This is a genomic window from Robertkochia flava (genome assembly GCF_020166515.1).
Taxonomy (GTDB): Bacteria; Bacteroidota; Bacteroidia; order Flavobacteriales; family Flavobacteriaceae; genus Robertkochia; species Robertkochia flava.
The window spans coordinates 630,433-653,263 of the sequence record NZ_JAINZT010000002.1 but is presented as its reverse complement, the minus strand read 5'-3'; the positions used below and the strand labels follow the sequence as shown (position 1 = coordinate 653,263).

The 22,831-nt window shown below is 45.6% G+C and carries 24 protein-coding genes; 12 read left to right on the top strand and 12 right to left on the bottom strand.

Annotated elements, in window-relative coordinates; genetic code table 11:
* Window positions 1-103 precede the first annotated feature (103 nt).
* Window positions 104-1,006: a serine hydrolase gene (locus K7R11_RS03310; protein WP_224488633.1), complete on the top strand. Its 903-nt coding sequence runs from the start codon at window positions 104-106 to the stop codon at window positions 1,004-1,006.
* A 125-nt stretch (window positions 1,007-1,131) separates the two neighbouring features.
* Window positions 1,132-2,091, top strand: a complete 960-nt coding sequence (locus K7R11_RS03305; protein WP_224488631.1) for an L-threonylcarbamoyladenylate synthase — start codon at window positions 1,132-1,134, stop codon at window positions 2,089-2,091.
* Window positions 2,092-2,283: 192 nt separating this feature from the next.
* Here the strand turns inward: K7R11_RS03305 and K7R11_RS03300 are convergent, their stop codons facing one another.
* Window positions 2,284-3,513 (bottom strand): permease, encoded by a 1,230-nt coding sequence (locus K7R11_RS03300; protein ID WP_224488629.1) that lies wholly within the window; start codon window positions 3,511-3,513, stop codon window positions 2,284-2,286.
* 272 nt (window positions 3,514-3,785) lie between these two features.
* Here K7R11_RS03300 and K7R11_RS03295 point away from each other — a divergent pair, with 272 nt between their 5' ends.
* Complete coding sequence (locus K7R11_RS03295; protein ID WP_224488627.1) at window positions 3,786-4,304, top strand: hypothetical protein; 519 nt, start codon at window positions 3,786-3,788, stop codon at window positions 4,302-4,304.
* 59 nt (window positions 4,305-4,363) lie between these two features.
* Entirely contained in the window at window positions 4,364-4,816 is a 453-nt protein-coding gene (locus K7R11_RS03290; protein WP_224488625.1) for a VOC family protein, read from the top strand.
* Between the two features lie 30 nt (window positions 4,817-4,846).
* Here K7R11_RS03290 and chrA read toward each other — a convergent pair whose 3' ends face one another.
* Entirely contained in the window at window positions 4,847-5,998 is a 1,152-nt protein-coding gene (gene chrA, locus K7R11_RS03285) for a chromate efflux transporter (protein ID WP_224488623.1), read from the bottom strand.
* 175 nt (window positions 5,999-6,173) lie between these two features.
* Window positions 6,174-6,749 (bottom strand): DUF4251 domain-containing protein, encoded by a 576-nt coding sequence (locus tag K7R11_RS03280; protein ID WP_224488621.1) that lies wholly within the window; start codon window positions 6,747-6,749, stop codon window positions 6,174-6,176.
* 178 nt (window positions 6,750-6,927) lie between these two features.
* Here K7R11_RS03280 and K7R11_RS03275 point away from each other — a divergent pair, with 178 nt between their 5' ends.
* Together K7R11_RS03275 and K7R11_RS03270 are read left to right on the top strand one after the other, a co-directional pair.
* A complete protein-coding gene (locus tag K7R11_RS03275) occupies window positions 6,928-7,413 on the top strand; it encodes an META domain-containing protein (protein WP_224488619.1) in 486 nt (161 codons plus the stop codon).
* 68 nt (window positions 7,414-7,481) lie between these two features.
* Window positions 7,482-8,105 (top strand): CatB-related O-acetyltransferase, encoded by a 624-nt coding sequence (locus K7R11_RS03270; RefSeq protein ID WP_224488618.1) that lies wholly within the window; start codon window positions 7,482-7,484, stop codon window positions 8,103-8,105.
* Between the two features lie 55 nt (window positions 8,106-8,160).
* Here K7R11_RS03270 and K7R11_RS03265 read toward each other — a convergent pair whose 3' ends face one another.
* Window positions 8,161-8,547, bottom strand: coding sequence for a DUF7009 family protein (locus tag K7R11_RS03265; RefSeq protein ID WP_224488617.1), 387 nt, complete (start codon window positions 8,545-8,547; stop codon window positions 8,161-8,163).
* Window positions 8,548-8,949: 402 nt separating this feature from the next.
* On the opposite strand from K7R11_RS03265, the gene K7R11_RS03260 reads away from it, so the two are divergent.
* Entirely contained in the window at window positions 8,950-9,144 is a 195-nt protein-coding gene (locus tag K7R11_RS03260) for a hypothetical protein (RefSeq protein WP_224488616.1), read from the top strand.
* Between the two features lie 32 nt (window positions 9,145-9,176).
* On the opposite strand, the gene K7R11_RS03255 is transcribed toward K7R11_RS03260, so the two are convergent.
* From K7R11_RS03255 to K7R11_RS03240, 4 genes are all read right to left on the bottom strand, one after another.
* Window positions 9,177-9,416 (bottom strand): hypothetical protein, encoded by a 240-nt coding sequence (locus tag K7R11_RS03255; protein ID WP_224488615.1) that lies wholly within the window; start codon window positions 9,414-9,416, stop codon window positions 9,177-9,179.
* Window positions 9,417-9,449: 33 nt separating this feature from the next.
* Complete coding sequence (gene fabD / locus K7R11_RS03250; RefSeq protein WP_224488614.1) at window positions 9,450-10,343, bottom strand: ACP S-malonyltransferase; 894 nt, start codon at window positions 10,341-10,343, stop codon at window positions 9,450-9,452.
* A gap of 43 nt (window positions 10,344-10,386) precedes the next feature.
* Complete coding sequence (locus tag K7R11_RS03245; RefSeq protein ID WP_224488613.1) at window positions 10,387-10,911, bottom strand: gamma carbonic anhydrase family protein; 525 nt, start codon at window positions 10,909-10,911, stop codon at window positions 10,387-10,389.
* Between the two features lie 104 nt (window positions 10,912-11,015).
* A complete protein-coding gene (locus K7R11_RS03240) occupies window positions 11,016-12,014 on the bottom strand; it encodes a PorP/SprF family type IX secretion system membrane protein (protein WP_224488612.1) in 999 nt (332 codons plus the stop codon).
* Between the two features lie 87 nt (window positions 12,015-12,101).
* Here K7R11_RS03240 and K7R11_RS03235 point away from each other — a divergent pair, with 87 nt between their 5' ends.
* The gene (locus K7R11_RS03235; protein WP_224488611.1) at window positions 12,102-13,028 is read left to right on the top strand and encodes a NifU family protein; all 927 of its coding nucleotides are present in this window, start codon (window positions 12,102-12,104) and stop codon (window positions 13,026-13,028) included.
* A 45-nt stretch (window positions 13,029-13,073) separates the two neighbouring features.
* On the opposite strand, the gene K7R11_RS03230 is transcribed toward K7R11_RS03235, so the two are convergent.
* The gene (locus K7R11_RS03230; RefSeq protein WP_224488608.1) at window positions 13,074-15,338 is read right to left on the bottom strand and encodes an inorganic phosphate transporter; all 2,265 of its coding nucleotides are present in this window, start codon (window positions 15,336-15,338) and stop codon (window positions 13,074-13,076) included.
* A 190-nt stretch (window positions 15,339-15,528) separates the two neighbouring features.
* On the opposite strand from K7R11_RS03230, the gene K7R11_RS03225 reads away from it, so the two are divergent.
* The 4 genes from K7R11_RS03225 to K7R11_RS03210 all read left to right on the top strand — a co-directional run bounded on the left by K7R11_RS03225 (window position 15,529) and on the right by K7R11_RS03210 (window position 19,635).
* A complete protein-coding gene (locus K7R11_RS03225; protein ID WP_224488606.1) occupies window positions 15,529-15,729 on the top strand; it encodes a dodecin family protein in 201 nt (66 codons plus the stop codon).
* 63 nt (window positions 15,730-15,792) lie between these two features.
* Window positions 15,793-17,823 (top strand): thioredoxin domain-containing protein, encoded by a 2,031-nt coding sequence (locus K7R11_RS03220; RefSeq protein ID WP_224488605.1) that lies wholly within the window; start codon window positions 15,793-15,795, stop codon window positions 17,821-17,823.
* Window positions 17,824-17,903: 80 nt separating this feature from the next.
* Window positions 17,904-18,743, top strand: a complete 840-nt coding sequence (locus K7R11_RS03215) for a mechanosensitive ion channel family protein (RefSeq protein WP_224488603.1) — start codon at window positions 17,904-17,906, stop codon at window positions 18,741-18,743.
* A gap of 73 nt (window positions 18,744-18,816) precedes the next feature.
* A complete protein-coding gene (locus K7R11_RS03210) occupies window positions 18,817-19,635 on the top strand; it encodes a mechanosensitive ion channel family protein (RefSeq protein WP_224488602.1) in 819 nt (272 codons plus the stop codon).
* Here the strand turns inward: K7R11_RS03210 and tsaB are convergent.
* Genes tsaB through K7R11_RS03195 form a run of 3 tightly spaced genes read right to left on the bottom strand, consistent with a single transcriptional unit; the run spans window position 19,632 to window position 22,820 of the window.
* The gene (gene tsaB, locus K7R11_RS03205; protein WP_224488601.1) at window positions 19,632-20,306 is read right to left on the bottom strand and encodes a tRNA (adenosine(37)-N6)-threonylcarbamoyltransferase complex dimerization subunit type 1 TsaB; all 675 of its coding nucleotides are present in this window, start codon (window positions 20,304-20,306) and stop codon (window positions 19,632-19,634) included. The genes K7R11_RS03210 and tsaB overlap by 4 nt on opposite strands.
* A 21-nt stretch (window positions 20,307-20,327) precedes the next feature.
* Window positions 20,328-21,680, bottom strand: a complete 1,353-nt coding sequence (locus K7R11_RS03200) for a TolC family protein (protein WP_224488600.1) — start codon at window positions 21,678-21,680, stop codon at window positions 20,328-20,330.
* 18 nt (window positions 21,681-21,698) lie between these two features.
* A complete protein-coding gene (locus tag K7R11_RS03195) occupies window positions 21,699-22,820 on the bottom strand; it encodes an efflux RND transporter periplasmic adaptor subunit (protein WP_224488599.1) in 1,122 nt (373 codons plus the stop codon).
* Window positions 22,821-22,831 lie beyond the last annotated feature (11 nt).

Here is a 22,831-nt window from a genome sequence, read left to right as displayed (position 1 = left end):
CTGTCATAAAAATAAAAAGCCACCGAAATTCCGGTGGCTTTTTATTGACAATATTGGTTTTGTTTTCTGCTCTTAGTACATTTAAAGCATATATCTGAAAAACATGACCGCATCCCTAAGAATTACCTCAGCCATCCTACTCTTTTGTTGTATGATAGCCTGCCAGCCTAAGCTCACCAATAAAGAAGCTTTAGAACAAAAAGTGCGCGCCCAGATCGATTCTGTTGAAGGGGATATTGCTGTTGCCTTCCTCGATCTTTCCGATCGGGCCGACAGTCTTTTCATCAACGGGGAGACGGAGTTTCACGCAGCCAGCACCATGAAGGTCCCTGTTATGATCGAGCTTTTCAAACAGGAAGAAGCCGGAAAGATCGACCTTAACGATTCCATACTTCTGGTGAATGAGTTTAAAAGTATCGTCGACGGCAGTCCATACCGAATGGATATCAATGATGACAGTGACGATATCATCTACAATAAGATCAATACCAAGGTAGCCTTACGTGACCTGATGTACAGCATGATCACTGTAAGCAGCAACCTGGCCACCAACGTCCTGATAGAGCTGGTGGATGCGAAAAAGGTAACGGCCACCATGCGCGATCTGGGGGCCGGTAAAATCGAGGTGCTCCGTGGGGTGGAAGACATAAAGGCTTATGAACAGGGCCTTAGCAACTCGACCACGGCAAAAGATCTACTGGTCATCATGGATGCCATAGCTACCAATAAGGCTGGAACCGGGGCAGATTGTGAGGCTATGCGATCTATTCTGAAAGACCAAAAATTTAATGACATCATTCCTCATGACCTCCCCCGGGAGGTTCAAGTAGCCCATAAGACGGGTTCGATCACCGGGGTGCACCACGATGCGGGGATCGTGTATTTACCGGATGGCAGAGCCTATGTTCTGGTATTGCTATCAAAGAACTTAAAAGACTTTGATAAGGGCACACAGCAATTGGCAGGCATTTCCAGATCCTTTTATGAGTATATGATCGGGAAATAATCCGCTTCGGGTCCGGCAGCGTTTAGATCAATTCCATATGACCATACCCAAGGGGGCTCCCTTTCTGCAGATCCTGAGTCAGACTTAATCCGGGGCGCCTTATATTTGCAGAAATTCTTAATTCGATGGCCCATACTTCGTCTATAGAACAGGCAATCACGTTGTTGAAGCAAGATCAGCTGGTGGCAATTCCTACGGAAACAGTCTACGGGCTGGCTGCAAATGCATTTTCTGATACCGCGGTAGAGAAGATCTATCAAACCAAGAACCGACCCGCCAACAATCCACTCATCGTCCATATTGCCTCGAAAGAGCAGTTAGCAACCCTGGCCATCAACATTCCGGAAATGGCCTTTAAACTGGCAGATCATTTCTGGCCGGGCCCCCTTACCCTGGTACTTGAAAAGGCCCCGCATATTTCAGACAAGATCACAGCCGGAAAGGAAACCGTAGCGGTTAGAATGCCCAATCACGAACTCACCTTAACCCTGCTGCGAAAACTGGATTTCCCCCTGGTAGCCCCCAGTGCCAACCGTTCGAATCATATCAGTCCTACCCGCCCGGAACACGTACAGAATTCCCTGGGCGATAAAACGCCCTTCATTCTTGATGGCGGTCCTTGTTCCAAGGGTATTGAATCGACCATCCTGGGATTTGAAGACGGGAAACCGAGGATCTACAGAATGGGCACCATCTCCAAAAAAGAGATCGAAGATGTATTGCAGTGCCCGGTGGAGGTGATTAAAGCAAAAGATACTTCAGTGATCACCCCCGGAATGTTTAAAAAACATTATTCGCCCACAACGCCGTTCCTGGCCACGAATAACGTGGCAAAGGCTATGGAAGCGCACGCTGAAAAAAAACTTGGCATTATCTATTTCAGCAGTCCTCCGGGTGATGATACGCGTTTCCAATACAGGACGCTCTCTCTTCAGGGTGACTTCCTGGAGGCCGCAGCCAATTTGTACGGAGTCATGCATGAACTGGATGGTATTGATCTTGAGCTTATCATTGCAGAACTGCTGCCGGATGAAGGCGTTGGGGCCTCCGTGAACGATCGTTTAAAAAGGGCGTCTTCAAAGTAGGGTACGGGGTACGGGGTACGGGGTACGGAGGTACGGAGGTACGGAGGTACGAGGGTTAAGATGTTCCGTTTCTAAGTCAAGGCAAAATTCCTGTCCCGGAATATAATCCAGATCTCCCACGCTCTCTGCCTGATTCGGTTGTAAAAATCGAGGGTTTAAAACTACTCTTAACTACCACGTTCCGGGCAAAGCTTACAGGATAATATACCTGAGTACGATTCCCACTCCCAGCCACAGATAGCAAACAAAAGACAGGTATTTCAGGACCTGTTCCAACACCTCGCTTTTTGGAGCCATCTCTCCCATGCTGTGCCCCACATCCTTTCTCTTAAAAAAACCGAGATAGACCAGGTAGGCCGAAATGGCCAGGAAAGCCAGGTTCAGAAAAAAGGTATAATCCAGTTTAAAGAATTCCCGGTTCTGAATCTTCACCAGGGATGGATCCGGAAGCTTTCCGAACAGATCAAAACCATAGTGTAATAAAAGCGATGTACCGATAAGGGAGGTGAATAAGAGGAAAAGGATAAACAAAGACATCTTCCAACCGTAATAACGGGCATTGATCCGCAATACGGGAAACACCACCAGATCACTGAAGATAAAAGCCATGACCCCGGCAAAACTCACCTTTTTACTAAAGAGCAGGGCAGCAAGTGGGATATTCCCCATAGAGCCTATAAAGGTTAAAAACGCGGCTACCGGTCCTACGATCACATGCTGAAGAATTTCAAAAAAGGTAAAATCGGCCTGGGCCTTCCCACTGTTTATAAAAAGTGTTCTGAAAAATTCATCCGGCACAAAAGCGGCAACGATTCCGGCGATGGTAAAACCCACCGTAACATCCTTCCATACCATTTGCCACTCCATTTTGTATTTTTTACCCACCCGGGCCCATTGGGTTTCGTTTTGCAGTTTATCCTGCCAGTTACTATTCTCCTTTTGTCCCTGATCCTTTTTTTCCTTTCCAAGGCGCTCCCTGGCCTGACTTATCAATTGCTCCGGATTGATCAACCGAATGAGGACCCAGCTTATCAGGATCAGCAAGACACCCCCAATGTATTCCCCGACAACGAATTGCCACCCGAGAAATATGGAGATGATGATTCCCAGTTCGATCACCAGGTTGGTCGAGGCGAGTAAAAATGAAATGGAAGCGACAAAGCTGGCTCCCTTTTTAAAGATGGATTTTGCAGAAGCCAGGGCAGAAAAACTACAGGAACTACTGATAAACCCGAAAAAGGCGCCCAGAAGTACGCCACTGGTTTTCCCCTTCCCCATGACCCTCTGCATGCGTTTTTCGGTAACGAACACCTGTATCATACTACTGATCACATATCCGAGGATAAAAGCCCAAAGAGCCATCCAGAAAAATCCGAGACTGGTATACGCGGCTTCCGCCCAATTTTGAAAAAAAGTACTCATCCTGAATAGGTTTTGTCCTGTATTTGCATACATCCTTAAAAGTTAATCAAATTCCTACTTAATGAAAATCTTTCATTCCGATTTGATTCCTGAGCCACCTTTATTTACCTGATCCCAAAGTCAACTTTCCGTCACCGATCTCTCTTATCCGGCTTTACCAAATATCCCTGCCCTGAATTCAGAAAGAAGCTACGAACAGCGTAGAAATATGGCTTGCAACACATTAGGTTATTTTCGTATCTTCATAATACCTGACTGAAACAACCCTTAAGATGAGATATGTCTTTTTATTACAGCTCATCCCCATTCTGATCTTCAACCTTAAAGTACACTCCCAGGATCTCCCATTTATACGAATCTATGACCTCCATGGTAAAAAAATAGGCAAAGGTCGCCTGGTGAAGACCTCAGACAACTTGCTTTATACCAAATTAAGAAAAGACACCCTTATTTTCACCTATCGGGAAATAGGGGAAATTCGCACCAAAAGGAGTTATGGAAACAATATTGTGGTGCCGGCCATTATTTTGGCCGCCCCGTCACTTCCGGGAGTTTTCTCCAAAGGCAATACGCCCTTCCTGGGGGATGATGCCTCCTGGGCGGCTGCCGGGATGGCAGCCGGGGCCATAACCGGAGTCATGATAGGTTCCATTTACTGGTTAGTCAAGAAAAAAGCATCTTTCACAATTAATGGTGATCAGGTGGCATGGGAGGAATTTCGGAAATCCATGGTCTTAATACCGGATCGCAAAGAAAAAGAACCACCCCGGAGCAATAACTATGACCCCTGATTCAAAAAGCCTTCTGAAGTATTTCAGTTGTTTTGTATATACTTTTAAATTCCTTTAAAATGAAAAATATCCTTTTTCTTTTTCTCCTGCTTATCCCCCTCCCGGGTCTTGCACAAGAAAAGAAATCTCATCTCAACCACGTAACCCTCGTGGTGAGCAACCTTGAAGAGAGCAAGGCGTTTTATATAGGTATTCTTCAGCTGGAAGCTATAGAAACCCCCTGGTGGGGTGAGGACGACCCCTATATGTTCCTTTCTCTGGGCGATGCCGGGGAATTGCATATCGGGGAGATCGAAGGCATCGAAATTGCCCCAAACGGATATAACCATTTTGCCATCGCCGTGGAGGATCTGGACGCTTTCCTGAGTTACCTGAAGGCAAAAGGGGTACAATACGGAGGACTTGGTGCCGATGGAGAACCATGGCTGGTGCAAACGCGACCCGACGGGGTACGGCAAACTTTTTTGCAGGATCCCGACGGATATTGGGTGGAACTCAATGACAAATACTGAACACCTGAGGATTAATACCCACGCAAACCCTTATACCTTTAGTAAGACATAGCCGAGGATGGCACCCCCGACCACGATCCAGAGGGCACTGATCTTTTTAAAACGGAATACCACAAGGCAGCTTAACAGTGCTATGACCCAGGCCTGCCAGTCTGTTAAAATTGATTTCCCCAGGGTAAAGGTCACCGCTACCATTATACCCACCGCCCCTATGTTTACAGCATCCAGAAAACCGGAAGCAAGCTTTGATCTGCGGAGTTCAGGCACCACCGGATTCAGAAGAAGTACAAAAAAGAAAGACGGCAAAAAGATACCTGCAGTGGCAGCCAGGGCTCCCGGAACTCCGTGAAGCTGGTAGCCTATAAAGGTGGCCGTTGAAAGTACCGGACCCGGGGTAAATTGCCCTATAGCGATCGCATCGAGTAACTCCTGTCGGGTTAACCATTCCAGCTTTTCCACCAGTTCTCCATCCAGGTATGCCACCAGAACATAACCACTCCCGAACAAAACCGCCCCGATTTTAAGAAACACCAGAAATACCTTCCATGAAGACACGGCAGCACCTGCAACCTTTCCCGCAAAGGCAAATACGAAAGGATAGAAACCCTTTATACTCCCCCTGTTTTTCAGAATTCCGCCACCACTCCATAGCAGCCCTGCCAATCCGGCCAGAAGTATGGCATAGATTTCACCAAGTCCAGACAGGGAAGCGATGATAACAAGCACCCCTATGATTCCGAGCACCCAACTTTTCAGGGCTTTCTTTCCCAGTTTATACAATGCACTAAGAATAATAGCCATCACTGCGGGTTTGATCCCGTATAAGAAGGGTGCCACGGCCGGAACCGTGCCATATTCCACATAAAACCAGGCCAGGATCCCTGTAAGGACAACGGAAGGAAAAATAAATGCAATTCCGGCTGTGAAAAGCCCTTTCCAACCGGCCCGTTCATAGCCACAGTGCATCGTCATTTCCGTAGAATTCGGGCCGGGAATCAGGTTGGTGGCACCCACCAGGTCAAGGAAATGCTCACGGGTAATCCATTGCCGCCTTTCCACCACCTCCTTTTCCATAATAGCGATATGAGCTGCCGGTCCGCCAAAGGCGATCCATCCTAATTTAAAGAATACGAAAAAGACTTCCCGAAGTCCGGCGCGGCCCGGGGCATTTGAATCTCCCATCTGCAGATATGATAAAAAGACGATTTAAAAATAAGCATCTGCTTCCGGATTCTCCACTAAGGAAAAAAGAAATAATGAAATATGCCTGTGAATCAGGTTGAAGACCACATTTGATACAATAAGGTAAAAAGGATAAAGGATTAAGACAGCAGATCTACAGCGGCAAAAAAGGATATCATTGCTTCTTTTCCGGGCTGGGCTCCAAGGGTTTAATTTCACCCTGGTAAGCAATAAAGTCCCTGCTTGAACTATTCACCCTTAGATTGGCCTGTAAGTTTGGAAAGACCGTTAAGAACACCACGTACCCCTGGATCCCCTGGGAGGCACTAAAACGGATCTCGTATTGATTCTTCTCTTCACTAAAATTAACCTGAAGGTCGTTAACCACTTCATCAAACTGAATGGCCTGATCCTGTGGATTTAAGGAAACATGCATCTGTTGTTCTCCGTAAAAGGGAAGATAGGCACGCACAGTATCTCCATGTATACTGAGGAAGTTCCGGTTGCCCATTAAATTGATCCTGTTGGGAGCATCGCCGGGACGCAGAAGGCCTGCATTCATCAAAACCGTCATATCCTGAGAAGAGATCGGAATGGCCCACTGGGCATCAAATTCAAATGCCTTATTCATAATGAGCTTTCTGGACGTTTCCAGCTGTTCGGGAGAGAATGTTCCCTTCCCGGATCCACAGCCCGAAAACAATACTACCAGCAATACGGTTATAACACTATTTAATACCCCGGATTTCATACCCTTTAAGGTACAACCTTATTCTGAGCCTTGAAAAAAAATGGTACGATTATTGGCTGTTAGCCTTCTCAGTTCAGAACTCGTTATACCCTGTGGGTAAAACGTTTCACGAATCAGATACACATTATTGACTACCAGTTAATTAAAAACTATATTTAATCTTTTAAATCTTTAGCGCATGAAAACTTCAGCTCTGCCTGCCATCCTCCTCTTCGCCCTCTTCTTCTCTTTCGGATGCGGGATAAAAGGAAAAAACAATAATGTGGATACTTCTTCACAATCGATTGCTGCTGATTCCGAAAAAAAGGCTCAGAATGCGAGCATTACAGATGGACGATGGAAACTTATTACCCTCTTAGGACAGGAAGTACAAACACAGGAGGGAGAGAAAGATGCCTTCCTCATTTTTAATGCAGAAGAACAACGCATGTCGGGCTATAACGGCTGCAATAGCATTTCCGGCGGTTATACTCTCGGAGAGGGCCAGCAACTAAGCTTTACACAAATGATCTCTACCCAGAGGGCCTGTATGAACTCCGTTGAATCTGATTTTATGAAAGTATTGGAGCGGGCAGACAATTATACCATACATGGAGATACGCTTTCCCTTAATAAGGCCAGGATGGCGCCTCTGGCCCGGTTTGTTCTTGAATCAGAAGAATAAGGAGGAGCAGGGTGAACCGCTGAACTCAACATACGAATTCTATTTACGATCTTCCCGATCAGAAAGAAATGAAAGGACCCGATAAAGATAAAACCTTCCCCCTTGAGCATCACGACAGGCTCTGCTTTTTAAAGAACGTTGTTAAAAGTGCGAATATCACCGTGGGCGATTACACCTATTACGACGATTTTGAAGATGTTAAAAATTTCGAGAAAAATGTGAGGTATCATTTTGATTTTATCGGGGATAAACTGAGTATCGGAAAGTTTTGCATGATCGCTTCCGGGGTCCGATTCATTATGAATGGTGCGAATCATCTAACCGAATCCGTCAGCGCCTATCCCTTTGCCATCTTTGGGAATGGATGGGAAAAGGCCATGGAGGGAAAATCCTATCCGATCAAAGGAGATACAGTAATAGGCAATGACGTCTGGATCGGGTTTAACACCACCATCATGCCGGGTGTAACCATTGGAGACGGAGCTATTATTGCAGCCAATTCTAATGTTACCAAAGATGTACCTCCCTACACCGTTGTTGGTGGCAACCCCGCACAGGAAATAAGGAAACGATTTCCTGAAGAAAAGATCAGAAAGCTTCTGGAGATCAGATGGTGGGATTGGGATATCGATAAGATCACCCGCAACATTCAACACCTTACGGGAAATTCCATAGAAGACCTGGTGAAATAAACGCGCTCCGGGATTGCTTTTACAAATTATGATCTGCAATCTTTCCGGAGACAGTTCAGGTTTTAAGATCGGCCAAAGGGTTTGGGAAATTATCCGACTCATCTTCATTCGGCCGTTTGTGCAGGCATTGGAAATCCTTTTCCACAAGAATGAAAAGATCAGACGGATCCTTCGCATCGACTTCATTATTGAATCCGACAAGGTTGGTATCGGTCCATTCATCTGCCGTGGCAGCGGGTACGTTAACCACGATCATATTCTGGGAAAAAGTAGCCTGCAACAGGTCACAACTTTCACATCGTTGAAGCACATAGATCAATTGCTGGGCTCCCGAGAGGTTAAAAGAGGTGATCGAACGCACAGTTCCCTGCTCTTTGAACTCAGTTACCTCTCCCTGACTTAATCGAAACCGGAGGGTATTCTCTTTGATCCTTAATTTCATGGCCTGAATTATTTCTAATAAAAGTACCCATTAATTTGCATTTCCCGAAGATTAATTACCTAACATAATATGGGACAATCACAAACCGAAACGTTAAAAAAATCTTTTACAGGCCCGAATCACACCGCACTATAGTTTTTATCTATGGCAAAATTCTGATACCGAAAAAGATTTCGCAGCTCCTTCATTATTACTTGTACGAAAAATAACCTTAAACCCCACGAGGTAAGCGATAGCAGCGGTTTAAAGCCAGGGCCAGATAAGGTGATATGCCCCCTCTTCCCCGAACCCCAAACAGGAGGGAAACACTCCCTGAATCTGAACATTTTCTATTTTACATAAAATATAACTATTTGACTTAAACGCCTGTAATCGCGTTATTTGACTTTATAATCTTAAATCATGGCTTTGATACGAATTAAACGAAAGACCAGAGTAGAGAAAAGGTACAGCAGAAAAATGGGAAGTGTAAGCGTAAAGGTAACTTATATCAGGAAGATGCTTTTAGGTTTGATCCCGTTGGGAACGCTGCACAAGTATCGTGAGACCTATTACGGTACTGTAAAAGACTGTAAAGACTGTGTGATCACAGCTTAAAAAAAATCCCCGGCTTTCACCGGGGATTTTTTTTATCCTTTAATTTTATCGAGTTTCTTTTTCAAGTCCGATTTTACTTTCTCGGCCTCATCTTCCAGCGCTTTCCCGGCTTCGCCGGCTGCATCTTCAAGTTCTTCCCCGGCTTCTTCCAGTTTTTCGCCTGCACTCCTGAGGGAGTCTTCAATCTTTTCTGCGGTCGTTTTTTCCCGGCAGGACAAGGTGGTAAACGCTACTCCCATGGCCAGTACCATCAACATTACATTTCTTTTCATAGTATAGTATATAATCAGGTTAAGTTAAGGGGGTTATTCTCCGGCAATGAAAAGGCCGGAGGCGACTTCAGCATTGCGGTCGATTTTCTTCACCAATCCCTGAAGCACTTTTCCGGGACCTACCTCTGTAAACAATGTAGCACCGTCTGCGATCATGTGACGAACACTCTGTGTCCATTTTACCGGAGCGGTAAGCTGAGCGATCAGGTTTTTCTTAATTTCATCCGGATCGGTCACTGCAGTGGTGGTTACATTCTGATACACCGGACAAAGAGGTGCAGAAAATTTGGTTTGTTCTATAGCGGCAGCGAGCTCTTCTCTTGCAGGCTCCATCAGGGGAGAATGGAAGGCCCCGCCCACGGGTAGTAAAAGTGCTCTTTTAGCACCTCGCTCTTTCATAGCTTCGCAGGCTTTTTCAACAGCGTGCAGTTCCCCGGAGATCACCAATTGTCCGGGACAATTGTAATTTGCCGGTACTACCACCCCTTGCATATTTTTACATACTTCTTCCACATCAGCATCTGAAAGTCCTAAAACTGCAGCCATGGTACTTTCTTCCAGTTCACAGGCTTTTTGCATGGCCTGTGCCCGTCTTGAAACCAGCTGCAGCCCGTCTTCAAATCTCAGGGTACCATTAGCCACCAGGGCAGAAAATTCTCCAAGGGAATGCCCGGCTACCATATCAGGGGTAAAACTATCTCCCATCATCTTACTTAGAATTACCGAATGCAGAAAGATCGCCGGCTGAGTCACCCTGGTTTGCTTAAGGTCTTCGGAAGAGCCTTCAAACATAATATCGGTTATAGAGAATCCCAGGATCTCATTGGCTTGTTCAAAAAGTCGCTGAGCTTCGGCCGACTTCTCGTATAAGTCCAGCCCCATTCCTGTATGTTGCGCCCCTTGTCCGGGGAAAATATATGCTTTCATTATAAGTGTTTTGAGAATTTATATGCAAAAGTAGCCAATAAATTCAAACCTCCCCAGTATCTTTAAACCAGGAGGCATACCTCACATAATTATTTGCGATCCTTTCGATTTCGCCTTTGCTGAGATCCGCACTAACCTCCCCGATCCTGCGGGCCGGTACCCCGGCATAAATACTTCCCGAGGAGACCACGGTTCCTTTGGTAACCACAGCTCCTGCCGCTATGATGGCGTTAGACTCCACCACACAATCATCCATAATAATACTCCCCATACCTACTAATACATTATCCCCGATGGTACATCCGTGAACGATCGCATTATGCCCTATAGACACCCTGTCTCCGATATTGACAGGACTTTTCTCGAAGGTGCAATGTATTACGGCTCCATCCTGCACATTCACCCGGTGACCCATTTTTATATAATGAACATCCCCCCGGACCACGGCATTAAACCATATACTGCACTCGTCCCCCATACTGACTTCCCCGATGATAGTAGCGGTCTGCGCAAAAAAACAATTCTTCCCGTATACGGGCTTCTTCCCTCTTACTTCTATACAATGCATATTAAGATTTTTATTCAAATTTCGTGTATTTATCATTTGGCCGTGTCAAATCATCTTTTAAAAAAATGGTACATAAACCTGCGAGCCATCCATCAGAGCACATTTCAATAATTCACTGCAGGACATTTGCAATCATAAGGCTGGCTGCCCTTTAGAAAATCATATCCCAAAGTTAGCTGATGAAATCCGCCATTATCGAAAACAGCATTTCCAAACTGATGGGAATAAGTATAGCCAAACATGAAGTTTTTATAGTTGAATCCAGCCAGTACCGTAAGAAGATCAAGGCCCGCATTATAGTTTGAAGCATCGGGCTGGGTGGCACTTCCCGATTCGAAACTCCCCCGGTATGAGATACCTCCCCAAAGTGTGAACTCATTGATACTCCGGTAAACCTTAAAATTAAGGTCTCCCGTAAGTTCCCTCGTGAATTCGGCATACTGAAAGAGGAATGAGGGTTCTGCACGCCAGTCGCCCTGCCCGAAAAGATACCCCGCAGAGACCAGGTACCTCCGAACATTATCGAACTCCTCTACCGTAAAAAGATCCCTGCCACTCCCTAAAAGGTTACGGATGGTGAGATGCGCAAAAAACTCAAGAAAGTGATAGGACAACCCCACATCGACATTAAAATAACTGCTTTGCCCTGCACTCGCACCTACAGCAGGATCCGGCACCAGTGATATAAATTCTGACTCATCCAACTGGCTTTGTATCATCCCAAGACTCAATCCGAAGGAGAGCTGATTCAGGTCCCTCATATCACGTGAGAACCTGAGATGGTGGGCATAGGTAACCTTTAATCCACTTTGGGCATGGTATCCGTTCTCATCGTTAAAAAATACGACCCCAAGACCACTGCTACGGCCTATTCTCATATGGGCATTCAATGTTTGTAAGTTTGGGGCCCGGTCAACGTCAAACCATTGTTTACGGGCTGTAAGGCGAATTTTTCCTCCCTCCCCCGCTCCGGCCATTGCCGGATGGATCAAATACCAGTTGTCTGTTAGATAATCGTGATAGACCGGAAGTCCCTGTTGCGCCCTGAGAAAGAAAAAGTTCAGGAAGAACAAAAGGAAAGTGATCCGGAAATAAAAGGACATGGATTTAAGAGGTTACGTCATTAGGAAACCTATCAAATATAAAATAAATCTAAAGTGATTTTGTAATTTTGCGCTAAAATAAAGTCTATGAAAAAGGTAGAGATCACAATAAGGCCAACGAACAGGCCTGCCATTGTCAAGTTCGAAGCGAATAAATTCATCTCAAGGGATAAGAATTACGAGTTCCGAAACGTGGATGAGGCAGCCAGCAGTCCATTGGCAAAACAATTATTTTATCTGCCATTTACCAAAACGGTTTACATCTCAGGGAATTTTATTGCTATTGAGCGATTCGACATTGTACAGTGGCCGGAGGTTCAGGACGAAGTCGCGGAACAAATCGAGAATTACCTGAACTCCGGAGAACCCGTTATTCTCGAGAATGAAGACCCAAACAAAAAAGTCCCCGTTACTGTCTATGCCGAAAGCACGCCTAATCCGGCAGCAATGAAATTCGTCGTGAATAAGAAACTGGTTCTGGCTCCTTACGAATTCAAAAACATCGAAGAGGCTAAACCTTCACCCCTGGCCACCGGCTTATTTCATTTTCCATTTGTCAAGGAGGTATTTATTGACGAAAATTACGTCTCTGTACTCAAATACGATATCGCCGAATGGAACGATGTGGCCATGGAACTCCGGGAATATCTCAGAGCCTACCTCGAAGAAGGTAAAGAGATTGTAAGCGATGAGGCGATCAGCAAACAACCCGGACAAACATCACAGGAGAACGGAACGGCACGACCTGCACAACCCGACCTTTCTCACCTGGATGACACCAGCCAGCAAATCGTAGCCATCCTGGAAGAATATGTAAAACCCGCTGTTGCCAGTGACGGAGGAAATATCATGTTTGAATCCTACGATGAGGCCTCAGGCACGGTTAAGGTGATTTTACAGGGAGCATGCAGTGGCTGTCCTTCCTCCACATTTACCCTTAAGAACGGTATTGAAACCATGCTCAAGAATATGCTTCATGACAAAGTGAATGAGGTCGTGGCAATTAACGGCTAAGCACTGAAAACATACCTTTAAAAACCGCGCATTTAGCGCGGTTTTTTATTTACTGATCCTGGAGTAATTCGTGTGGAACTCACTAAACAAACTCAACAGGTTCACCGTGCCCCGGATCAGGTCTTTGGTTTCTAAAAGCAGACTGAAATACAATTTAGTGTTCTTAGGACTGGTTTCGGTACTGCGTATCCTGGCCACCTGCTTTTCAATTAAAGCTGAAACCTCGTCCAGCAAGGTATTATGTTCGTCAATAATGTCCTGGATATTCTCAAAACTCTTCTGTTCAAAATCTGCCTTGATCCTGTCAAAGAGTTCCTGCAGGCGTTTATCTATGCGCTTGAGATCTCTGATCTGGTTAAATTTTAAATTCCGGTGATTGTTATTGACATGGGAATAACTATTCTTACTGATATACCCAATAGACTGAACCATATCCTGGAGATAATCAAGGATGAGGATATAAAACTTACTTGCAGCTACCGAGCTTTCATCAAGGGATTTAATAAAATAAAAAATATCACCCTTGAGCTCATCCACATCCTCTTCCAGCACAGACAGTTTTTTCTTGTACTTTTTAAGCTTTTTCAGGTCCTGCAGACCCAAATTGTCAATGGTACCTGTATAAATATTATTTACTCCACCGATCACCTTTGAGATATTATCGGAGCTTTCGGAAATGAGCTCATTTATGGTAATAAGGGAAGATCGGTCTATTTTCGCGATGGCCTTTTTTTCTTTTTCTGCCTTGCGATACACGACAAAACTCCGAATGATCAGAACGGCCGCCAAAAGCAGGAGCGCTACAAGTGCATATACCTTTCCAAAATAGATCATCGTTGCGAAGATCGCAGCCGCAGTAAAGGCTACAATGGCAGTTACGAACCATCCTCCTATCACATTAAAAACCCCAGCCACCCTGTAGACAGCACTTTCCCTGCCCCAGGCCTTATCTGCCAGGGAGGTTCCCATGGCCACCATAAACGACACATAGGTTGTAGAGAGGGGAAGTTTCATATTGGTGGCAATAGAGATCAGGATACTGGCCACCATGAGATTTACAGCAGCCCGAACCATATCAAAGGCAGGCTCTTCAGAACTTTTAGCCCTTTTCTCTACAGGTTTGCTGAAATTATCGGCAATGACCTCCTGCATTTTACTGGGCACTATCATTTTAAGGGCCCCGTTGAGATTAACCGATGCCCTTACAATAATGCGCGAAAGAAAGTTCGGTTCGAATTTTTCACTTCCCTCCCCGCTTCTGGCCAGGTTGATCTCTGTATACATAACCGACCTGGCTTTCTTGGAAAGCCAAAGGGTAACTACCATAACGATACCTGCAACTACCAGGAGATAGGCGGGAGTCTCGACCTTTCCGGCCAGAGAATCCATAGCAAATTCTGAGGGTAGAACTCCGGTAGCCTCATAAGAAGCGTGCCACAGCTCATAAGACTGATATGCCGCAATAGGCACCCCTATGAAATTCACGAGGTCGTTACCTGCAAAAGCAAGGGCAAGGGCAAAGGTTCCGATCAGGATAATGATCTTGAAAAGACTAAAAGGTGTCATGCTAACAATGATCTGAGACATCAGTCCGAAAATGATAAAACTCCCCAGCAGTATCAGCCACTGATTTTCATTGACCACGGTAAGAAAGGAATCGGGAATTACACTGATGCCTTTAATGCCCTTTATCAGGATAAAGAAAGTGATCGCACTTATGGCAAGGCCCCCGAAAAGGCCGCCTACCCATTTCATTCGTTTTTCGAACTGAAAGGAAAAAAGCAATCTCGAGAACCACTGTACCACGGCCCCCACGGTAAAGGCAATCCCCACAGAGAGCAGGATGCCCAGGATGATCTCGGTGGCTTTAGCTCCATTAATATAATTTCCAATATCTGCAAAACTCCCATTGGCCTGGATGATCTTGATGGTCGATACAGCCACAGCAGCACCGAGCAGTTCAAAAACTATGGAAACCGTTGTAGAGGTTGGCAGGGCAAGGGAGTTAAAAAGGTCAAGCAGAAGGATGTCGGTGATCATGACCGCGATAAATATGATCATGATCTCATCAAAAAAGAACTGACCAGGGTCAAAAATACCCTTCCTGGCCACTTCCATCAATCCACTTGAAAATATCGCTCCAACCGCCACTCCGATACTGGCAATAACCAGTATGGTTCTCAGGGTGGCGGCGTTTGAACCCACCGCAGAATTCAAAAAGTTAACCGCATCATTGCTAACTCCTACCACCAGATCGGTGACAGCCAGGAAGAACAAGGCGATCAACATGAAAATATATAATTGCTCCATAATGTAAACAGCTAACTTCAAAAGTGCTAAACCTGTGATAACATCCTGTTACATAAACATTAAAAAAAGATCAATTTCAATTAGCGATTGATCTTTTTACAGGGTTGATTTACAGTTATTTACACCTTTAATGCTTTTAAAATCCTTATCTTTAAATACTAAAGTTAAGTAAAATTTAAAATGTAAACCTATGTCCGTATTAAAAGTAATTGAAGTACTGGCCGACTCAGACAAAAGCTGGGAAGATGCAGCCCATCAGGCTGTTGAAAAAGCTTCGGCCACCGTACAAAATATTAAATCTGTTTATATTGCAGAGCACAGTGCCACCATTAAAGATGGAAAGATCTCCTCTTACAGGGTGAATGCTAAAATAACCTTTGGCCTGAAATAAGTTAATAACCACCAGTAAATTTCAACAAACGTCCTGCGAAGGGCGTTTTTTATGTACCCATCCATGGCAAACGAACTACACAAAGAGAACAGTCCCTACCTGCTCCAGCATGCAAACAACCCCGTTCACTGGAAAGCGTGGAGTCAGGAAACCCTTTCCCTGGCCCGGTCTGCCAATAAACCGATTTTAATAAGCGTAGGTTATGCTGCCTGCCACTGGTGTCACGTTATGGAAGCAGAGAGTTTTGAAGATCCCGAAGTAGCCGGCATTATGAACCGGTATTTCGTGAACATAAAGGTTGACCGGGAGGAGCGTCCGGATGTGGACCAGCTGTACATGACGGCTGTGCAGATCATGACAGGAAGCGGAGGCTGGCCTATGCATGTGGTGGCGCTTCCGGACGGGCGACCTTTCTGGGGCGGCACCTATTTTAAAAAAGAGCAATGGATGGCTATCCTAAAGCAATTAGGGGAGCTCTACAAGAGCGACCTACCAAAAATAGAGGAGTACGCCGGGAAACTAACCGAAGGGATCTCCCTGATAAATACAAACCCACCTTCGTCACAACAGCCCCTCCCCACGCTTGCCGATATAAGAAATGCAATTGCCGGTTGGATCCCATATATGGACATGACCCATGGAGGTCGGAAGGGTGCCCCAAAATTTATGATGCCGGTAAACCTGAATTTCCTGTTGAAATACAGTGACCTGGAAAAGGACAGCCAAGTAGATACTTACCTTAAAAACACCTTGTTAAAAATGCCGTCAGGAGGACTTTGGGATCATCTCGGGGGCGGTTTTGCCAGGTATTCAACAGATGAGAAATGGCATATCCCCCATTTTGAAATGATGTTGTATGACAATGCCCAGTTGCTTAAAACGTATGCACTGGCTTACCGTAAATTCCGGGATCCCTTCTACCTCGAGATCATGGAAGGTATATTTAGTTTTCTAATCAGGGACTTACTTGGAGAAAATGGCGAATTTTATTCGAGTCTTGATGCAGACAGCATAAATGCAAAAGAACAACTGCAAGAAGGAGCCTATTACACCTGGACAAAGGAGGAGCTGGAGGACATTCTCAAAGAGGATTTTGAGGTTTTCAGTAAAGTATTCAACATTAACGCAAAAGGGTATTGGGAACACGGGAACTATGTCCTGTTCCGGGAAGACCGCCTGGAAAATCTATCGCTAGCCCTCGAAATTCCGGAACCACAGCTAAGGGAGACGCTTGAATCCTGCCGGGTCAAACTTTTAAAGCAACGCAGTAAAAGACCGCGACCTTCCCTGGACGATAAATGCATCACCTCCTGGAATGCCCTTACCATTACCGGACTTACCCATGCCTACCTGGCCTCAGGAGAAGAAAAATACCTGGAGCTCGCTCTCAGAAATATGAAATTCCTCGAAGAGGTCATGATCCGTGAAGACATACAGCTTTCCCATACCTACCGAAAAGGCAGGACCGGAGATATCGGATTCCTGGAAGATTACGCGTTCCTTATAGAAGCCTGCATCACCTTGTTCCAGGCCGGATGCGGCCATCAATACATTCTTCGGGCCCGGTATTTATGTAATCATGTACTGGATAATTTCTTTGACGAAAAACAAAAGATGTTTCTTTTCTCTGCCCATAACGACTGTGCACTTATCAGTAATCCTGTGGAAAAGAGTGATAATGTAATTCCTGCATCTAATTCTGTAATGGCTAAAAATCTCTTTACCCTCGGGGCTATCTTCGGCAATGAGGCATACAACACCCTGGCCACCCAAATGCTGGGCCAAATGCGGGAAGATTTTATGGCGTACCCATACAGCCACGCAAATTGGCTGGATCTGGCCCTGAATTATGAGATGCCCTTCCGGGAGGTCGCTGTAACCGGACCAGGGGCCATAGCAGCTTCTTTAAGATTACAGGAGCGCTACCTGTCCAATACCCTGGTGATACCTTCAGAAACGAGCTCTTCCATAGCCATCCTGAAAAACCGGTATAATAGCGATCGTTTGCAATTCTTCATTTGTAAAAATCAGCAATGTGATCTGCCTGTACACACTCTTGAAGAGTGTATTAAACAACTGGAAGCAGCTACGTAATAACGACCATAATCGTCTTTTAACAGGTTAAGTTCTGACCTTTTATAGCACTTTTCTTAATTTTATAAAAAAGTGCTACTATGGAAAAAACGTACCAAACTGCAGAACTGCTGCAATCTTCTCTTGATTATATTGCCAGCCTGGACCTGACTTCTATTATTTTAAGTGTGCTTGGCGCACTGCTCTTATGGATCGTTGGATTCTGGCTGATTAAAAGACTGGTAAAGGCCGTCGACTTTATTATGGAGAAACGCGAGTATGAGCCCAGTTTGCGTTTTTTCCTGAAAAACCTGCTCTCGTGGTCTTTAAAGATCCTACTCATCCTTGCTATTCTTGGCACCCTGGGTATTGAAACCACATCTTTTGCTGCGATCATAGCGGCAGCCGGTCTGGCGGTCGGGATGGCCCTTCAGGGCTCCCTCTCCAATTTCGCCGGCGGAGTTCTTATTCTGATCTTTAAGCCCTTCAGGGTCGGTGACTTTATTGAAGCCCAGGGCATTTCCGGTACAGTTAAGGAAATCGGCATCATCAACACGAAACTAAGCACCTTCGGAAACCAGATGGCCATTATCCCTAACGGAAAACTAGCGAACGACAACATTGTAAACTTCAGTGCCGAAAATACAAGAAGAGAAAACTTAATTGTAGGAATCAGCTACGATTCAGACATTAAAAAAGCCAAAACCATCCTGCTGGATATCGTGAATACTTTCGAAAAGGTGGAAAAGGACCCCCAGCCTGAGGTCATGGTTGCCGAGCTGGCAGACAGTTCCGTAAACCTTTCCCTGCGCTACTGGGCCACCAATGCCAATTTCTGGGCGTGTCGCTGGCATGTACTGGAAGAGCTGAAAATGCGATTCGACGCTGAAGGTATCGAAATCCCTTATCCACATCAGGTAGAGATCCAGAAAAAAGGATAACAATTTCCGCTCCCACCCTGTCTTTTCCTGCTTCTTTTGCTAAGGTCATTTTTTAACCTTAACACCGTAAAACATGGAATTAGACAAGTGGATTGACAAAGGCATGGATGCCGTAATTATTTACGGCCCCAAGATCATCGGGGCCATTCTCATATGGATCATAGGATCCTGGCTCATCGCGCGACTGGTAAGAGTGGCCAAACGCATCATGGAGAAACGCGATTACGAGATCAGCCTCTCCAAATTTTTGCTGAATTTCCTGAAATACGGACTCAGGATCTTTCTTGTAATTGTTGTACTTGGAACCCTGGGAGTAAGCACAGCGTCCTTTGCTGCGGTTATCGCCGCTGCAGGTTTGGCCATCGGACTCGCCCTGCAGGGGTCGCTTTCTAATTTTGCAGGCGGTATCCTGTTGATGATCTTTAAACCGGTAAGGGTTGGTGATCTTATTGAAGCTCAGGGGGAGCTGGGGGTTGTCGAGGAGATCCAGATCTTTAACACCATTCTGAATTCGCCTGAGAACAAAACCATTGTTATCCCCAATGGGGCATTATCCAATGGAAATATTGTGAATTACACTAAAAAAGGAAAGCTCAGGGTAGACCTTGTTATCGGGGTAGATTACGGTTCCGATCTGCAAAGAACCAGAGAGGTACTCCTGGAGGCCATCAATTCACATCCAAAAACCCTCAAAGAGCCTGCCCCCACCGTTGCGGTATCGGAACTGGCCGATTCCTCGGTGAATTTTGTAGTGAGGCCATGGGCAGATTCCGGAGATTACTGGGATGTACGGTTTGGATGCCTGGAACGCTGCAAGGATGCTCTTGACGCTGCGGGTATCGAGATCCCCTTCCCTCACCGGGTGCAGATACAAAAGCAGGTCCAGGCTTAATTCCTTTTCTTTGGCGCCATAAAATCCTTAAGGTAGAAGGGTTCGAAATAGGCTACATCCACAAATTCCCGGCGGTTATAGAACTTTTCGGCAAGCATCGCCATTTCCTTAGCAGAAGGTAAATTCACTTCCTGAATAAAGTGTGCGTTTTCATGCCGGATCACCTCTTTGCACTTATCACCTGCATTCCCCACAAAATAGAGCTTGTGGGCAGACAGGCTGTCTGCGAAACTTTCAGCATCGATAATTTCGGCTCTTGTTTCCCGGAGTTCTTCCCCTTCCGGACCATACATGGCTGCATAGACCTCCATTCGCCTCGCGTCCAGCATAGGAACGGTGATGCCATCGGTTTGAGAAAACTGGCAGGCGAGAATCTCCAGAGTTGGTATGGCAATGAGCGGTTTATCAAGGGAAAAGCACAACCCCTTGGCTGCAGAAACCCCGATCCTTAAACCGGTATACGATCCGGGACCTTTGCTTACGGAAACAGCATCAAGCGCGCTGAAGTCCATGGCAAGTTCCTCCATACCTTCCCGGATAAACCTGTGAAGGTTTTCGGCATGAGAGTATCCCTGCTCGGCTATTTCGCGTAAAAAAGCCACCTCCCCATTCCTGCTGATGCTTACGGAACAGTTGGTGGTGGCTGTTTCTAAATTTAATATGGTTGCCATACTCAGAAATTAATTGCAAAATTACAATTCATCCAAAGGCACCCCAAAATAAAATTCCAATACTTTAAGATTAAAGATGTAATTGTACTTAGCGCGGATCAATTCCGCCTCCGCGTTATCCAACCGGGCCTGGGCCTGGCTGAAATCGAAGCTGTTCATAAGCCCTACATTATACCGCTCCTTGGCATATTCATATGCCAGCCTTCTTGCTTCGACCGTCTTGGTGGCGGCCTCATACGACTTGAAGGAACCTTTAACATCTACATAGGCCTGGTTAACATTGGCTTCCAGGTCCAGCTTATCGGCTTCGTATTGCAGCTTTTGCCTGTCCAGCGCTATACGTCTTCGTTCTATATTATTCTTCACGCTAAATCCGTTCAGCACAGGGATGTTTAATCCGAACCCATACGAGATTCCATCATTCAGCCAAAGCTGGTCTACAAACGGAATGGTATTGAAGTTATCATCCACATTGAGCTCACTGTAACGCGTATTGTAGTTCATGCTCGCACCAAGGGTGGGATATCTTGCTCCCTTAGCGATCTGAAGATCCTTCTCGGCCAGTTCCATAGACACTTCAGAAGCTTTGATATTATTGAGTACCTGCAGGGATTTCTCATAGATCTCACCGGCACTATACTCAAGAATGTTTGAATCGGGGATCATATAGCCTTCATCCACCACGTCAAAATTCTCATAATCGGTGATCTGAAGCAACTGGGCCAGGTTAATCCGCGCGATGTATACATTATTCTCGGCGTTAATGATCTGTTGCTCCTGGGTTGCAGCGGTCGATTCGATCTCCAGCAGGTCTCCTTCTGGCAGCACTCCATTGGCCACCAGTTCCCGGGTACGGGCCAGGTCCTGCTCTGTTGCCCTGTACTGTGCCCTGAACGTATTCAGGGTTTCGCGGTTGGCCAGAATATTTAGGTAGGCATTGGCTACAGACAGGCTAATGTCATCCTTCATTCCTTCCAGACGATATTTGGCAGAAAGGGAATTGAGTTTGGCCCTGTTCACCTGGTTAAAATTCCGCATCCCGTCAAATAGTGTAAGCTGGGAGGAAATACTTCCGCTTGCTGTGGTGATATTTTCGGTAACGAAATTGTTAGTCGTCGGGTCAATAGTTAAACCTTTACTGAACCCCAGATTGGAGTTGGCGTTTAAGGAAGGAACAAAATTCCCGATGGCATCGCTTCTGTCGATATCCGCATTTTCCAGGTCCAGTTCAAATTGCTGAATGGTAATATTGTTTTCGATCGCATATTCCACACATTCCCTGAGGGTCCACTCCTTTTCCTGGGCCAGGGTAATATTGATACCCGCCAGGGCAATACATGCAAAAAGCAGCCTCTGGTAATTCTTTAGTTTCATAGTTCTCCTGTTTAGGTATTAGGCGTCGTCGTCAGTTTTTCTCTTTAAAGGCTCAGTTTTATTCCACACCTTGATCTTATCATTTTCATCAATTCCGGAAAGAATCTCTACGTTTATTCCGTCAGATATTCCCAACTCAACATCTCTGCGTTCGAATTCCTGTTCTCCGGTCTGCACTTCCACGTAAGGATCGTCGGTCTCCTTGTCGTATTGCAGCAGAGCCTCCTTTATTGCCAGAACATTGTCCTTCTTTTCCAGGATCATAGAGGCATTGGCGCTGTAGCCGGCACGGATAAAAACATCAATACTGTCCAGGTTAATATCTCCTTCGATCTTAAACTGAACGGCTCCCTGCTCTTCCACGCCTTTCGGCGCAACGAATTTCAGATCGGCAAAAAGCTTTTCTTCCTGAAGAGCCCCCAGGCTGATCTCCAGTGGCATTCCCAGCTCCAGCTTTCCAACCTCGGCCTCATCTACCTGTCCTTCAAAGATCATTCTGCTCATATCAGCAATGGTTGCTATCGTAGTTCCATCGTTGAAGTTATTAGCCTGGATCACTTGAAATCCTTCTTCAACAGGGATCTCAAGAATAGTCCCGGAAATGGTAGCCCTGATGTTGGTATTAGCCGTGGCTTCTCCACCGGCAGATCCGCTTCTGATGATCTGGTAGTCTACCTTGGCATTTTGCAATTCCTGAACCGCCTGGTTGTAGCGCAGCTCAATGGTAAGAAAGTCCTGACTTGATACTACCCCACGATCAAATAGGGTCTTGTTTCGTTCGTATTCAATTTTGGCATTTCTTAAAGCAATTTCTGCATTGCTTACCCGACCTCTGGCACTCATTAAAGCCTGTTCATTAGGAACTACCTTGATACGGGCGATAAGGTCTCCGGCGTTGATCTGATCGCCTTCCTCAACCAGAATCTTATCGATGATTCCCGAGATCTGAGGTTTAATGAGTACCTCCTCTTTAGGGATCACTTTTCCTGTAGCTACCGATTTCTCTTCTATATCGGTTTTGAAGGCCGTTTCCGTTTCATAGGTTATTGGCGATTTGGCATTCGATTTTATAAAGAATGCTGCCGCTCCCAGGGCACCGATCACCAATATGGCTATTCCTAAATATTTGACAATTTTCATTTTATTTGAAT